Source organism: Paraburkholderia piptadeniae, assembly GCF_900007165.1.
Lineage (GTDB): Bacteria > Pseudomonadota > Gammaproteobacteria > Burkholderiales > Burkholderiaceae > Paraburkholderia > Paraburkholderia piptadeniae.
In genome coordinates this window covers 13,064-28,115 of sequence record NZ_CYGY02000006.1, presented here as the reverse complement: position 1 = coordinate 28,115, position 15,052 = coordinate 13,064, and the positions used below count along the sequence as shown (strand labels likewise).

Sequence of the window (15,052 nt, the reverse complement as noted above, 5' to 3'; positions counted from 1 at the left end):
GAACGTTGCTAGAAATCGCCACACCCATGCGGACTGTTCAGCAACATGCAACTGTTCAGATTGGGCTGCGAGCGCACGCGCTTCCATTCGACGGCGAGTATGTCCTGATTGTCGCCGGGTGCCGCCGTCGTAAAGAGCGGCTGGTTCGAACCGATGCAGATATTCGTCCCTTGCAGGTTGTTTTCGTAGACGAAGGTTTGCGCCTGGTTGCTGAAGAACGACTGCAAGCCGGCTTGCGCAACGAGATTCGGCATGGTGATCACGGTCAGCGTGCCGGGCACTTCGTTCACGACATACCCGACGCTCGACAGGAAGTTCGGATCGATCGGATATTGGCCTGGCTGCGAATTCTGGTTCGCCGTCGTGGTGAGTGAACCTGTCAGCGCGCCTGCTGCCGTATCGCCGTTGATGAGTCCGCTGGCCGTAAACGTGAACGCAGGGTTGGGTGCGCCGGCGAAGCGCGTCGTGCCGTTCGCGGTGACGATCACAGTGGGCCTTGCGACATACACGTAATGATTGCCCGTCGTCGGCACCGTGCCGCCCCAGCTACATCCGGCGCCGAAGATGCATCCGTAGAAGTTGGGCTGCGCGGTATTGGGCTGCACGTTTGCGCGTACTTCCTGATTCCATGTGGCCGCCCAGATCCGCCAGCCATTCGAGGCGCTCAGCGCGCCCGTGCTGCCCGCCGTGAATACGCCGTTCTCCATCACGAGGTCGACGGTGCCGCCCGAGGTCAGACTGGTATTGAGCGCGACATTGCCCGTCGCGGCCTGCGCGATCAGATTGCCCGTCAGCGTCGAGTTCGTGCCGTCGATCGCGGTCAACGTGCCCGAGGTCGCGTTGTATGACTGGCTTATGACCGGCCCGATCGCGAAGCCGTGTGAATCGACAAAGTTCACGTTGCCCGCATTGACGAGCGCGAGCACGCCGACGTCGTTTTGCGGATCGGTCAGCGTAAACGAGCCGGGCCCGGACAGCAGCAGGTTCGCCGCCTGGATGCCACCCGGGTCGGTCACGGCGCCCGCCGACACCAGCGACAACGTATGCCCCGCGCCAAGCGACAGCCCGAACGTCAGTTGAATACCCTGACTGCCTGCGCCCGGATTCGACAACGCGAGGTTCATGTTCAGCCCGGGCTTGACGAGCTGGCACGAGCTGCTCGCCGAGCCGCACACGCCGTTCACGGTGATGAGGCCAGTCTGCGTGTCCGAGCCGAGCGTGAGCGTCTGGAAGTTCGTGAAGCTCCCGAACGTCTGCGCGTCGATGCTCATGCCGCCGCTCGTACCGAACAGCGTGATCGGCGTCGCGTCCTGCGGCGTGAGCGCGAACGTCGAAGGATCGACGCTGGCCGGCAATATGGAAAGCACGCCCCCGCCGCCCGTGATGCTCGCGCTGCGGCTCAAGATGCTTTGCGACGTGTTGTCGTTCGCGGCGCGCAGCACGACCGAGCTGCCCGGGGCGCCGTTGATCGACACGGGGCCCGCCGCGTGGAAGAAGCTCGAGACCGCGAACGAACTCATCAATTGCGGCATGGGCACCGCACCGAACGCGAGACCCGCATCCGACGTGTTGGTCGAGCCGGCGAGCGAAATCGTGCTGCCGGGCTTCGTCGAAATCACGCTGCCGTTCAGGATCAGCGTGCCGTAGTCGAATTGAACGTTGCCGCCGTTCGCGCTGGTGGTCGGGCTGGTCACGACGCCGCGGATATCGATTGCGCCGCCGTTGTTCGACACGATCTGCGTGCCGTCGGCGATCAGCACGCCTTGCGCGTTCGCGCCGGAGCCACTGCCGTCGATGCTCAACTGGCCGCTGCCCGTCGTGATGGTCGAAGGCGTCGGCACAATCGATTCAGTCTGGCTTTCGAGCACCACGCCCGTCGACGCGAGGTTCGTCGCGGGCGTGCCCGTGGTTCTGCCCGACAGCGAGATCGAGCCGCTCGTCGACGAGATCGATCCGTTGTTCAGGTCGAACGCGATGCTGCCCGACGTCGTCGCGGGGGTGCTGCCCGCCACGACGATGTTGCCGCTGCCCGTGATGATCAGCGGCAATTGCGTAACGGTGGTGTCGGGGTTGGTGACCAGGAATCCCTCGAATGCGCTGACGCCCATGCCGAATGTCGTGGCCCCCGTGACGGTGCCGTTCACCGAGACGCTGCCGCTCGTAGTGCTCGCCGATGTATTGACAAGCACGACGCCGGTGCCGTCAAGCAGGACATTCGCAGTGCCGCTGATGGTCACGTTGCCTGCGCCGTCGCTGATCCGCGTATTCTCCAGGTGAACGCCCTGAGCCGAGCTGCTCACTGTCGCCGCGCCCGCCACGCCGATCGCGCCCGACGCGGCCGCGAACATCGCGTTGTGCACGCTGATGCCGGTGCCAGCCGTCGCTTGTGCGCTGCCGTTGACGGAGATCGCGCCGGCGCCCGTCGCTGAAAAAGCCGGCGTCGTGCCCGGCGGCGACTGGTTCGTGAAATTGCCGTTGACGATCACGCCCGTCGCCGGTCCGTCGACCGCGCTGGTCGCAGCGCCCGTCACGGAGATCGAGCCTTGCCCCGTCGTGCGCAGCGCGCTTTGCTCGATGTCGACGCCTGCACCGGCCAACCTCGACAAGCCGCGCATGCTCGACGAGCCCGTCACGCCGATACTGCCGTCACCTGTGCTGACGAGCGCATAGCCGAGCGCGACGCCCGAAGGGAGGCCCGTCGTCGCATACCCGAGCGCGACGCCCTGATCGGCGGACACCGAACCCGTGATCGATACGCCTCCACCCGTCGTGTTGATCGCCGCGTTCTGCAACGTCACGCCCGCGCCCTGATTGGTGATGTTTGCAGAACCCGTCAACGCGACATTGCCCGTCGCCGCCGTCAGCTGCGCGTTGTTGAGGTTCACGCCGGAGCCGCTCGTGCTGCTCGTGATGACACCGTTGATCGTGACCGTGCCGCTGCCCGTCACGTCGATGTTCGGGATCAGCGTCGTCGATTCGTCCGGATTGAGCTGCGCGTAGGGTCCGGCCGAGATGGTCACGCCGAACGCGGTGCCGCCGAACTGGCCCGCGCTTCCGCTGCCGCTGAGCGAAATCGCGCCGCTCGCGGTCTCGATCGCGCTCTGCTGCATGTTGATGCCATTGCCGAACGTGCCCGAACCGGCGAGCGTCACGTTGCCGCTCGTCGTGGCAAGCAGCGAATAGCCGATCGTGACGCCGTCGATTTCCGCCGCGGCGCCGTTGATATTGATCGCGCCCGCTTCCGTATGCACCGTCGAGGTGTTGATGCTCACCGCGCTCTGCCCCGTGTCGCCGATCGTCAGCGATCCGCCGTTGGTATCGATTGCAACGTTGGTGAGGGTCACCGAATTGGCGGGCGTCGTGCCGCCCACATTCGCGTCGAACACGAGATTGAGCGGGCCCGCCTGCGATGAGATGTTCTGTCCGATATCCGTGATCGAGCCGGCCGCGCTGAACGTGAGCGTCGTCGCGTTGTTGCCCGCCGGCGATAGCAAGGTTTTCGTGATCGGCGTCTGGATGGAAATATTGCCCGCCTGCGCGCCGCCCGTTCCCGTCGTGATCGTGACCGACGTGCCGTTGCCAAGCGGCGTTTCGATGTCGGAACGGAACACGACGCTGTTGTCACTCGCTGCCGCGAACGTCGTCGTGCTGCCTGGCGCAAATCCGATCGGGTCCGGCTGGATGAAGACATCGAACGGATCGAGCAGCCAGGTCCCGGCCTTCCCTCTGACTGCCGACGCATCGATCCTCACACCGGCCGTGTCGAGATAATGGCCCGAGGTCTCGATCAGTCCGCCGTCGCCGCCCTGTGGGCCGCCCTTCGCCGACAGCGTGCCGTAAATGCGGCTCGCCATCGCGCTGTACGCGACGACATGGCCTCCGTTACCGTTCAGCGATGCATCGGCGTGAATGCTCGCAGTCGGCGACATCCAGATTGCGTTCGCGTTGCGAATGTCGGCATCGCCGCCTGCCGCGCCTCCGCCAAAGCGCACCGTGCCGCCGCCCACCGCGCCGCTCGCATCGACACTCGCACCATCGGGCAGCGCGACGTCATAACCTGTGATGTCCACGCGGCCGCCCGTCAGGCCCGCGCCGCCCGTTGCATCGAGCGTCCCGCCCGCCATCACGACGCCGTTCGTGCCGCCGTCGAGCACGATGTGTCCATTGCGCTCGGCAAGGCTCTGCGCGCGCACGATCCCCTGCTGGTTGATCACGGTGCCGGCAAGCGCATCGGCTGTCTGCGCGCTCATGATCACGGTGCCGCCGTCGGCCGCGAGTGTCCCGGTGTTGCCTATCAGCGCGCGCGCCGCACCTTCGTTGATCTTCAGCGTGGTCAAGCCGTCGCCGGCGAAGTCCACGGTGATGTCGCTGCCCGCGCCGAGCGCAACCGTGCCGAGACGCGCGCTCACCGTACCCGTATTGCTGACGGTCCCGCCGAGCAGCGCGATCGTGCCGCCCGATTCGGCCGTGAGCGTGCCGGCGTTGCTGACGGGCGCCGCCGATGCGCCGACAAAGCGGTAGTTGCCCGCAAGGAAATCGGCGTTCGAGATATTGAGGGTCGACGCGACCAGCGAACCGACGTTCACCGACGAGCCGGGCGCAAAGATCACGCCGGCGGGATTGACGAGGAACACCTTGCCGTTTGCCTGCAGGCGTCCCGCGATCACGCTCGGGTCGTTGCCCATCACGCGGTTGAGCAAGGCCGCGCTCGCCGACGGCTGGACGATCTTCACGCCCTCGCTCGCGCCGATCGAAAACGTGTTCCAGTTGACGATCGCCTTGGGCGACGATTGCGTGATGTTCATTTGCCCGGCACTGGGCACCGCGACGCTCACCGTTCCCGACACCACCTGCGCGCCAGTCGGATTCGCTAGCGCCGTCGGCCCGCACGACGCAGCGAACAGCGCAGTCACCGCGCTGGCGATCGTGCCGGCGCGTAACGGTCCCACACCCGGCCGCACACCCGATCGCATACCCGGTCGCACATTGGAGGGCTTGTTCATCGCACACCTCAGGCCGATGGTCCACTAGAACGTCTTCGTCAACTGCACATAAAAGCGCGGCACCTTGTCGTTGCCCGTCGTATCGGAGCCCGTCGTGCGCCACGCGATCGTGCCCTGCACCGCGATGCCGCCCGGCGCCGACCAGAATGCACCAAGGCCGACGCCGCTTCTCGTGATCACGTTCGCCCCCTGGTTCGGCCGCGTGTTCGCGTTGTACCAGCCGGTGCCGAAATCGAAGAAGCCGAACACCGTCGCTTTCGACGTGATCGAGTAACGCCCTTCGACGGTCGCGACGAATCCTTCGTCGACGAGCGCCTCGGAAGGCGAATAGGCGCGCACCGCGTGCGGCCCGCCGAGCAGAAAGCGCGACGAGTTGTCGAGCGTCGTGGCTGCCCACTGGCCGGAAATCCCGGCGAACATGCTGACGCGCTCCGTCACCGCATTCAGCCGGTTCGCAAAGAACGTGGCGCGCATTTCGTTGCCTTGCGTGTTGCGGCCAAACGGCGACGCATCGATTTCCTCGGCCTGCGCGTTCCTGAAGTGAACGCTGCCGATCAGCAGTTCCACGTCAGCGCTGTTGAAGCCTCCGCCAAAAAACGTATCGCGGCTTTCGTAGCTCAGGCCGACACTGCCTTCGATCAGCGAACGCGGATTGTGCGAATCGACGACGCCCACGTTGTCGATCAGATCGCGATACTCGAGATTGACGCGCGCGAGCAGGTTCTGGCTGCGCGTGCGCACGAGCGGATGCGTGAGCGTCAGGTCGACGACGGTCGCCTCGCCCTGCGCGTCGAGCGACGCGAACTCCTTGCCGAGCGCGTAGTTGAGCCGCGACACGGCGACGCCGACGCGCGTGCCATACGCATTGACAGGCGCCTCGTAGCCGATGCGGCCATAGACGGTGTCGAGCCGTTCGCTGCCGAGCAGCCGCAAGTCCAGGTTGTCGCCGATCATGAAGGGCGAGTTGAGCCGCGCCAGCGCGCCCAGGCGCCACGTGCCGCTTTCCGGCGCGCCGTAGTTGTCGACGTCGACAGCAAAGGTCCAGCGTTTGGCGGGCGCGACGCTGATGCTCAGATCGACCGTGCCCGGCTCCTCGCCCGTCTCGATCGCCGACGTCACCTGGATGCCCGGCAAGTCGGACAGCAGCAGCATCGTGCGTTCGATATCGTGCTGCTGCAACGGCTGGCCGACGGGGATCTGCGCGACGCGCTCGCGTATCAGGCTTTCGCGGATCGGCGTGCCCGCCGCGATATCGAGCCGCACATGGCCCACGCGCCCTTCGAGCACGGTGAACTCGACCGTCCCCGCGCTCACGTCCTGCTGCGGAATCACCACCTGAGCCAGCAGGTAGCCGCGCGCCCGATATACCTGCGTGACCTTGGCCGCGATCGCTTCGAGATCAGCGAAGCCGATCTGCCTGCCGATCTGGTCGCGCACGGGCGCAAGCAACTCGTCGGAGGGGATCGTATCGTTGCCCTTGAACGTGATGCCCTTGAGCGTGAACGTCGGACCGGGCGCCGCGACGGGAGGCGTCGTCGGCGGCGGCACGGCAGGCAGCGCCTCGCCGCCGCCGGGCGGCGCTGGGCGCGTCTCGCGCGGCGCGGTCTGCTGGAGAATGCTGCCCGCGTTCGGCAGCGTCTGGCCCCACGCGAATGTTCCGCCGCAGGCCAATGCCGCCGCGATCAGTCGAAGTGGTGTCTTCATTATTGTTCTTAGCGCGCGATGCTCAGGCGCCAACCTCCCATCAGGTCGAACGGTGCCCAGAAGAACGGATGCGCAAAGCGCGGGTTCTGCATGACCGTGAGTTGCGCGGTGCGCATCGCGTCGATCGCCTCGTGGCCGTCAGCGAGTTGCGAGTAGAACGTGCGCATCGTCAGCGCGCTCGATTCGTCGGCCACGGGCCACATCGACACGATCAGGCTGCCCGCGCCCGCATAGAAGAACGCGCGCGTGAAGCCGAGAATTTCGTCGCCGCGCGCGATCCGGCCCAGTCCCGTCTCGCACGCGGACAGCGTGACCAGCGATACGTTGTCGAGCTTCAGGTTGTAGATGTCCTTAGCGAGCAGCGAGTCGGGGCCGTCGGCGGGCTGCGTCGCGGGCGCGAGCAGGATGCGCGAATGCAGCGGGTCGATCGTGTCCGCCTCGGCGTGCGTGGCCACATGCAGAACGCGGCCAGCGGGCGCGTTGTCGCGAAAGCTCACGCGCGTCGCGCTCGCTTGCAGGAACACTTCGTTGCGCGCGAAGAGCGGCGCGATGCCGCGCACTTCGGCCTCGGCGCCGGGCAGCGCATACGCGGGTGCGATCGTCGGATTGCCGAACGCGACGAGATTGCTCGCGACTTGCCGCTCGCGTGCTTCGAGTTGCACCGCGACGCTGGCCGACGGTTCGAGCGCGATCGGATGGCGCTGGATCAGAAAGCCATCGGGGCCGTGCAGCGCCTGAAACGGCAGATAGTGAAGCGGGCCGTGCGGAACGATGATCAGCCGTTCGTTCTCGCGCAGCCCGAGTGGCGCGATCAGCAGCGCATAGAGCTTGTCGCCGTACGTGATCGCGGCCGGCCGGCGGCGCACGATCGCGTTCCGGATGTCGGTGACGGCGGCATCCATGTCGGCGCGCGCAATCGACAGCGTATAACCCTTGAGCCCTTCATTGCGAATCACCCAGACGACGATCGACTTTTCGAGGCTGTGATACTCGACGATCGCCTCGTTCGGCTTCAGCGAATTGCGCACCACATCGAGACCGGGCACGTCGCCGTTCAGTTGACGGTCGTCGACACCGGCATCGACGCGGTTGCGCACGACATCCAGCAACGCACGTGCGCGACTGCGCTCGGAAAGGCTCCATGCCGACGCATAATCGCCGACCTCGACAGTCAGCGCGATCGCCTTTTCGAACACCGACTGCGTGTCGCCGAAGAGGCCCGTCTTGAACTCGTCGCTGCGAAAACGCGCGCGGATCTTTTCCGAATCGTCGACGGCGAGCAGATATGCCTCGCGCGCCCTGCCCTTGTCGCCGAGCACGAGATCGGCGCGGCCGATGCCCTCGTGCGCCCACAGCCGGTCGTAGTTCGCATCGCCCGAACTGCTCTCCTTCAGGAGCGCGTTGAACGCGTTGCGCGCATCTTCCGGCTTGCCTTCGGCCAGCAGCAGATTGCCTTCGATACGGCGGTACGCGGGCGCGAGTTCGGCCGTCGGCGGAGGACTCGCGGAATCGAATGTCTTGCGCGCGTCCGCCGTATCGCCCGCGGCGATCTGCGCATTCGTGATCGACAGCAGCACCAGCGGCCGATAGCGCGGCGACGCCGTTTCCAGTGCGCGGTTGTACGCGGCGAGCGCATCCTGCGGATGGCCGCGACGCAGCGCGACATCGCCGAGCACTTTGTTCGCGGGCGCGAACACCTGCTCGGGCGCCTTGGGCGTCGATGCGAGGGCTTCCTGTGCGTATTTTTCGGCGTCGGCGAGATCGCCTGCGTAGCTGTACGCGATGGCGAGGTCGCGCTTCGAGAGCGCGGCCAGATCGGCGTTGTCGGCGCGCTGCGCCATCACCAGCGCGCGGGCGGCCGCCTCGACACTGTCGCGGAAGTCGCCGCGCTCGGCCGCCGACACCGCCATGCTGCAATAGTCGTAGGCAGGCAGCGTGACGTGATCGCGCGACAGCAGCAAGCGTCCCTCGGCCGTCAGCGTCTGCAGTGTTTCGGCGTCGCGTTCGCGCTCGGCGGCCTGGCGAAAGCCGGATGATTCGGGCGCGAGGCCCGGTGCAGCGGAACTGGAAGATGCGGCGGTGTCGGCGCCGCATGCAGGAGCGCTCACGACGAGCGTCACGCAGACGGTAAGCGCAGCGAGGCACCCGCTCAACCCTACGGAACGAGAGCGCGCGATGTGATGCTTCGCATCGGACCAACCTGTGCGCGGAGCCGCGCCCGGCACCGTTCGCGATGCGTTGCACGCTCTCCAGGATCGACGGATTCTTCTGAGTTCGTTCACATCGCCTTCCTACGGGACGGACCTGGGACGCGACTGACTGGAGAGCCGTTGTGACTGAGAGCGCAGGCAACCGACGTGAGCGCCGCGCGGAGACCTCGAACTACACAGAACTAGACGAATCAGGGCTCGCTATTTTGAAAGCGGCCGGCGTGCACGAAGCGGCGCTCGAAAGCGACGGGCGCGCGAACGGGAGTGGCATCTCGCGATACAGGCGGCCTCGACGGAAAGGCCTCGCGCGCCGCCTTCAAAATCGATCGCGTGATTCGTCTTGTAAGTACACGCGCGTGTGCGTGAGGATGGCGCATGCGTGTTCGCAGCGCCGCGCGGCTGGACTCACATGAGCATCCCGACCCGATGACAAGTCCCGACGACAAGACGGTAATCGTGTCGCAAGCGCCCGCGTCCGACAGCCGTCCTGCGACGTCATCGGCCGCGAGCATCGACTCGCATCACGCACTGGCGATCGGCACGCGCGTCGCCGAGTTCGAGATCAAGGGCTTGATCGGCGAAGGCGGCTTCGGCATCGTCTACCTCGCTTACGATACTCAGCTGGGCCGCAACGTCGCGCTCAAGGAGTACATGCCCGCGGCACTCGCGTCGCGCGGCAACAATGCCGAAGTCACGGTGCGCTCGGAACGTCACGAAGAGACGTTTCGTGCGGGCCTGAAGAGCTTCGTCAACGAAGCGCGTCTGCTCGCGCAGTTCGATCATCATTCGCTCGTCAAGGTTTACCGCTTCTGGGAAGCGAACGGCACCGCTTACATGGTGATGCCGTATTACGAAGGCCAGACGTTGCGCGACACGCTTCGGGCGATGAGTTCGCCGCCCGACGAAGCATGGCTGCGCGCGCTGCTGACACCGCTTCTCAGCGCGCTAGGCGTGATGCACGCGGCGCAGTGCTACCACCGCGACATCGCGCCCGACAATATCCTGCTGCTCAAGGGCAGCGGCCGGCCGCTGCTGCTCGACTTCGGCGCGGCAAGACGCGTGATCGGCGACATGACGCAGGCGCTGACGGTGATCCTGAAGCCCGGCTATGCCCCCGTCGAACAGTATGCGGAAGTCCCAACGCTTAAGCAGGGTCCGTGGACGGACATCTACGCGCTCGCCGCCGTCGTCTACTTCGCGATCGTGGGCAAGACACCACCGCCTTCCGTGGGCCGCATGATGAGCGACAGCTACGTGCCGCTCGCGACGCTTGCCGCGGACCGCTATTCACCCGCATTCGTGCAGACGATCGACAACGCGCTCGCGGTACGGCCCGAAGAGCGGCCGCAAAGCGTGCAGACATTCGCGACCGGGTTGGGCCTGGCACTGGGCGGCGAGCACGACTCGCGCGACGATGCGCCTGCGTCGGCTGTGCCGCGCGTCGCTGCGGCTGCTTCGTTCGGCGCTGTCGAATCGCGCGAGACAAGCGCGGCTTCTGCGGCTCGTTCGGAGGGGAACATGCGAGCGGACTCGGGAGTCGCCAGTTCGCTTGCTTCGGCACGTCAAGCAGCCAACACGCAACCGCATGCGAAGCGCAGCCGTTCTGCGGCGATAGCCGTTGGCGCAGTTGCCGTCGCCGGGCTCGCCGCGCTCGGCGGCTGGTACGCGATGCGTCCCGCACCATCGACCACGCCTTCTGCCGGTGCCAGTGCTGCCGGTTCGGCAGGCCGTACCGACATCGCTCATGCGGCAAGCAGCAGTCATGTTGCGCCCGGAGTGCCGACGCAAGCACAAGCATCGTCCGGCTCACCCGCGTCGGCATCGACATCGAGCGCGACCGCGAGTGCAAGCGGCAATGCAGCGCCAAACACGACCCAGGCCACGGCAGCCCCGCTCCCGCCTTATACGCCCGGCGGCGAACTCGAGCGGATCGCCGCGCTTTCCGATCCGTCGATTCGCGTCACGGCGACTTCACGCAACGGCACTGCACGGATCAACAAGGATCGCCTGCAATTCAGGATCAGCAGCAATCGGGCGGGCTACGTGTACGTGTTCATGGTCGACCCCGCCGGGCAATATCTGATGCTGTTTCCGAACGGACTCGACAAGAACAACACGATCGCGGCCGGCCAGGCGATCGCACTGCCGCGCGCCAGTTGGCCGATGACGGCGGGTGCGCCGGCGGGCCCGAATCGCTTCCTCGTGCTGGTGTCGCCGACGCAGCGAGACTTCTCCGGAGGCGGCCTGCACGCCGAATCCGTCTTCGCCGAGTTCCCCGAGCAGGCGCAGCGCGCGGCAGCCGTGCGCCGCACGGCCAGCTACTCGCCATTCGCCGGTCAGCCGCGTTGCGCGGCCAGCGCCACCGACTGTCCAGACACATTCGGCGCAGCAACTTTCACGATCGACGTAGTCGGCCCGTCGACGTAGCGGACGACGCGAACGTCCGCGAGCGCGCGGGAAGGAGGCGGCATGCACAGCCTGTATGCGATGCTCGGTGTGGCGGCAGTGTGCGCCGGTTGCGCCAGCAACCAGCCGGCCACGTCGATGACGTTCGGCGCTGCGGCGCAATCTTCGGCTCAGTCATCGCCTCAGTCATCGGCTCAATCGTCGGTGCAGGTTTCGTCGCTCTCGCCTGCCGAAGGCGCACCTTCCATGAAGCCCGATGCTACGCCGCACGCAAGCGTTGCTGCCCCGGCCGCGCCCGCCGCTTCGGGCACGATGCCGACGACGCCCGACCCGTCTGCGGCAGTCGCAAACGCGAGCACGAGCACCGCCTTCTCCACGCGTCACGCTTACTATGCGCCGACCCGGTTCGCCGACCTGCCCGGCTGGAGCACCGACAATCTCGGCAATTCGTGGGATGCGTTCAAACGCAGTTGCGCGGTGCTCGGCTCGCGCGCCGGCTGGTCGGCACCCTGCATCGCGTCGCGCTCGGTGGATGCGCGCAACGTCGCCGCGATCCGGATTTTCTTCGAGACGTACTTCAACGCGTATCAGATCCGCAATACGGACAAGAGCGGCGAAGGCACGCTGACCGGCTATTACGAGCCGCTTTTGAACGGCAGCCAGCAATACGGCGGCGCCTTTCTCTACCCGCTCTATGGCACGCCCGACGACATGCTGTATCTCGACGCACGGCGCCTGCCGGAGCGCGCACGCGGGGCCGTGAGCGCGGCTCGCATCGAAGGGCGCACGGTCGTTCCCGTCACCGATAGCGCGGCGGGTGGCATCAAGGGTGTCTACGCGCTCGATCTGCGCGACAGCGTGCCCGACATACGGGACAAGAAGATCCGCCTGCGGCTCGATCACGAGCGCATCGTGCCGTACTACACGCGCGCCGAGATCGAGCGCGGCGCGCTCAAGGCGCCGATTCTCGCGTACGTCGACGACCCGGCGATGCTCTACTCGATGCAGGTACAGGGCGCGGGGAAAGTGCGCATGCCCGATGGCACCGTCCGCCGCTTCGCTTATGCCGAGCAGAACGGCCGTCCGTTCGTGCCGCCTGTCGCGCGTACGGGCGGCGGCAGCGGACAGCGGATCACCGTTCGTGGAATGGATGTGGAGATCGACGTCGTCGACGAGACGTCGACGGGCGCAACCAGCACCGCTGATGCTCAAACGCCGGGCGATGCAACAGGTGATGTGACCTCGACATCGGCACGCGCGCAGGACGACGACGAACCCGTGTCGCCGCTGCTGCGCGGCTTCAAGCTCGCTGCAGCGACGCCGCAAAGCGGTGGCGCTGTCACGCCGGCTATCGGTGCTGCTGCTTCGAAGCCGGGTCATGCCGCAACGGGAGCAGCAAAAGCAGCAGCGACGGGACCGGCAACCGCGTCCACTGCAAGCGCGTCCGTCAAGCGCGTGTTCGCGATCTCGGACCCCAGCTATGTCTTCTTCCGGCGCATCCCCGATTCGCCCGACGGACCGCTTGGCGCGCTGGGTGTGCCGTTGTCGGCGGGTCGCTCGGTCGCCGTCGATCCCCGCACGACGCCGCTCGGCGCGCCCGTGTTCGTGTCGACGCAGGACGATCCGCAAACGCCCGGTGCGATCGACCGGCTGATGATGGCGCAAGACTCAGGCGGCGCGATCCAGGGCGCGGTGAGAGCGGACTACTTCTATGGCTTTGGCCAAAACGCGCAGGCGCAGGCAAGCCGGACCAAGGAACGCATTCGCATGTGGGTGCTTTTGCCGAAAGGGCTGCATATCGCCGCGCAGGAGGCGACGCTGAAAACGCGAGGCGGCGCGCCGGCGGTATCGAATGCGGATTGCCTCGTAAGCGACCCCGAACTGTGCGTCGACGATGCACCGTGAGCGCGACGGCAGCGACGTCCCCAACGCGCCCTTCGTTTTCACGTCCATCGATACCGGCCTCGTCAAGCTATTCGCCAATGCGGTAGTCTTCATGGTGATCAACGCCGCGCAACGCGCGCCGCGTCCTCGTATCACCAACCCGGTCGAATCGGCATGACAGACATGACTCGCTCTCTTCATCTCTCCAACGTCCGACTGGCCGACGGCCAGCGTGTTTCCGTATCGGTGGCCGATGGCCGTATCGTGGCGCTCGGACCGCAAGCCGCCGCGCAACCCGGCGTGCCTGTCGAAGACGGCGGCGGCGCGTTGCTGCTGCCGGGTTTCGTCGAAGGGCATACGCACGTCGACAAGAGCAACTGGGGCCGGCCGTGGTATCGCAACGAAGTCGGGCCGCGGCTCATCGACCGCATCGACAACGAGCGCGAATGGCGCAAGACGTCAGGCCACGATGCGGCCGCGCAGTCGCTCGCGCTGTCGCGTGCGTTCGTGCAGGCCGGGACGACGCGATTGCGCACGCATGTCGATGTCGATACCGATGCGGGTCTGCGCTACCTCGAAGGCGTGCTCGGCACGCGGCAGACAATGCGTGACGTGCTGGACATGCAGATCGTCGCGTTTCCGCAGTCCGGCATGCTGGTCCGTCCCGGCACAACGGAACTGCTCGGCCGCGCGCTCGCCGAAGGCGCCGATGTGCTCGGTGCGCTCGACCCGGCGCTGATCGACGGCGATCCCGTTGCATCGCTGAACGAGACTTTCGACCTGGCGCAACGCTATCGCAAGCCCATCGATATTCATCTTCACGAACCCGGCGAAGTCGGCGCATTCACGTTGAAGCTGCTGCTCGATCGCGTCGAGGCAATGGGCATGCAGGGACAGGTCGTCGTGAGTCACGCGTTTTGCCTTGGCGCGTTGCCGGAGCGCGCACGCGACGTGCTGCTCGAGCGGATCGCGCATCTGCGCGTGGCCATTCTCACGAGCGCGCCCGCTTCGGTCCCTGTTCCGCCGCTGATGACTTGCAGGGATAAAGGCATCACGATTTTCGGCGGCAACGATGGAATACGCGACACATGGTCGCCGTATGGCGTGCCCGATATGCTCGAACGCGCGATGCTGATCGGCCTGCGCTACGACTTGCGCCGGGACGACGACCTCGCGATCGCGTTCGACTGCGTCAGCGATGCGGCCGCGCGAGGATGCGGCTTCGCCGACTATGGTTTGCGCGCCGGCGCGCGCGCGGACCTCGTGCTGGTCGACGCGGAAACCGTTGCGCATGCCGTGGTGTCCCGGCCGAAGCGCAAGCTCGTCGTTGCCAACGGACGCATCGTCGCACGCGATGGCGAACTGATCGATGTGCTGTGAGCAAATCGGGTTCCTCGGGGCGGGCGTTGGGCTGGATGTTGGCCTGACCCCGCATTTGAACGTTTGAAGCGTCGCGCGAACTAAATATGTGAGAGCTTCCAGCAAGCGATTGCGCAACACGGACACTTCACATCCGCTATGTTTTCGCGTATGCAAGCGTTGCCAACCCGTCCCATGACATATCGCGCGGCGCGGCGCCGAGCCAACGAGGGCAGAACCATCTACGCGTGCGCGCGTGCAGGCATTTACGCGGCAGCTTTATTCGTGACGGCGGCCTGCTCCACATCGATGTCGCCCAACGCTGTCCCGCCAGCGTCTCAGGCCGCCGCATGCCGGGTGCCGGGCCATTTCTGCGACACGTTCTTCGGACCCTGATCGCAACCACGCACGGCGTGTCGCCGCAGTCGGGTCTGCCGAGTTACTGACCGTTACAAGTTGAGAGGCAACGGTTTTTACTTACTCGCG

General features: G+C 66.1%; 7 protein-coding genes. 4 read left to right on the top strand and 3 right to left on the bottom strand.

Translation table 11 applies throughout. The features are described from left to right. Positions 1 to 8 precede the first annotated feature (8 nt). Genes BN2476_RS01825 through BN2476_RS01815 form a run of 3 tightly spaced genes read right to left on the bottom strand, consistent with a single transcriptional unit; the run spans position 9 to position 8,815 of the window. Positions 9 to 5,003 carry a beta strand repeat-containing protein gene (locus BN2476_RS01825; protein ID WP_235850666.1) on the bottom strand — a complete coding sequence of 1,665 codons (4,995 nt, stop codon included), beginning with the start codon at positions 5,001 to 5,003 and terminating at the stop codon, positions 9 to 11. 24 nt (positions 5,004 to 5,027) lie between these two features. Beyond that, the gene (locus BN2476_RS01820; protein ID WP_087732460.1) at positions 5,028 to 6,707 is read right to left on the bottom strand and encodes a ShlB/FhaC/HecB family hemolysin secretion/activation protein; all 1,680 of its coding nucleotides are present in this window, start codon (positions 6,705 to 6,707) and stop codon (positions 5,028 to 5,030) included. Between the two features lie 8 nt (positions 6,708 to 6,715). Then, on the bottom strand, positions 6,716 to 8,815 hold the full coding sequence (locus BN2476_RS01815) for a CHAT domain-containing protein (RefSeq protein ID WP_235850665.1): 2,100 nt from the start codon (positions 8,813 to 8,815) through the stop codon (positions 6,716 to 6,718). Between the two features lie 477 nt (positions 8,816 to 9,292). On the opposite strand from BN2476_RS01815, the gene BN2476_RS01810 reads away from it, so the two are divergent. The 4 genes from BN2476_RS01810 to BN2476_RS01800 are packed head-to-tail and all read left to right on the top strand — an operon-like array spanning position 9,293 to position 14,587. Then, on the top strand, positions 9,293 to 11,344 hold the full coding sequence (locus tag BN2476_RS01810) for a serine/threonine-protein kinase (protein ID WP_087732459.1): 2,052 nt from the start codon (positions 9,293 to 9,295) through the stop codon (positions 11,342 to 11,344). Positions 11,345 to 11,386: 42 nt separating this feature from the next. Then, the gene (gene mltA, locus BN2476_RS01805; RefSeq protein WP_087732458.1) at positions 11,387 to 13,228 is read left to right on the top strand and encodes a murein transglycosylase A; all 1,842 of its coding nucleotides are present in this window, start codon (positions 11,387 to 11,389) and stop codon (positions 13,226 to 13,228) included. Continuing rightward, a complete protein-coding gene (locus BN2476_RS46335; protein WP_160111660.1) occupies positions 13,218 to 13,385 on the top strand; it encodes a hypothetical protein in 168 nt (55 codons plus the stop codon). Before mltA ends, BN2476_RS46335 begins: the two co-directional genes overlap by 11 nt. A 5-nt stretch (positions 13,386 to 13,390) precedes the next feature. Next, on the top strand, positions 13,391 to 14,587 hold the full coding sequence (locus tag BN2476_RS01800; RefSeq protein WP_087732481.1) for an amidohydrolase family protein: 1,197 nt from the start codon (positions 13,391 to 13,393) through the stop codon (positions 14,585 to 14,587). Positions 14,588 to 15,052: the final 465 nt, after the last annotated feature.

What these genes read in the sequence shown, in the direction of transcription:
- mltA (WP_087732458.1), top strand. Translation starts at nt 11,387, where the DNA reads ATGCACAGCCTGTATGCGATGCTCGGTGTGGCGGCAGTGTGCGCCGGT.
- BN2476_RS46335 (WP_160111660.1), top strand. Translation starts at nt 13,218, where the DNA reads ATGCACCGTGAGCGCGACGGCAGCGACGTCCCCAACGCGCCCTTCGTT.
- BN2476_RS01800 (WP_087732481.1), top strand. Translation starts at nt 13,391, where the DNA reads ATGACTCGCTCTCTTCATCTCTCCAACGTCCGACTGGCCGACGGCCAG.
- BN2476_RS01810 (WP_087732459.1), top strand. Translation starts at nt 9,293, where the DNA reads ATGCGTGTTCGCAGCGCCGCGCGGCTGGACTCACATGAGCATCCCGAC.
- BN2476_RS01825 (WP_235850666.1), bottom strand. Translation starts at nt 5,003, where the DNA reads ATGAACAAGCCCTCCAATGTGCGACCGGGTATGCGATCGGGTGTGCGG.
- BN2476_RS01820 (WP_087732460.1), bottom strand. Translation starts at nt 6,707, where the DNA reads ATGAAGACACCACTTCGACTGATCGCGGCGGCATTGGCCTGCGGCGGA.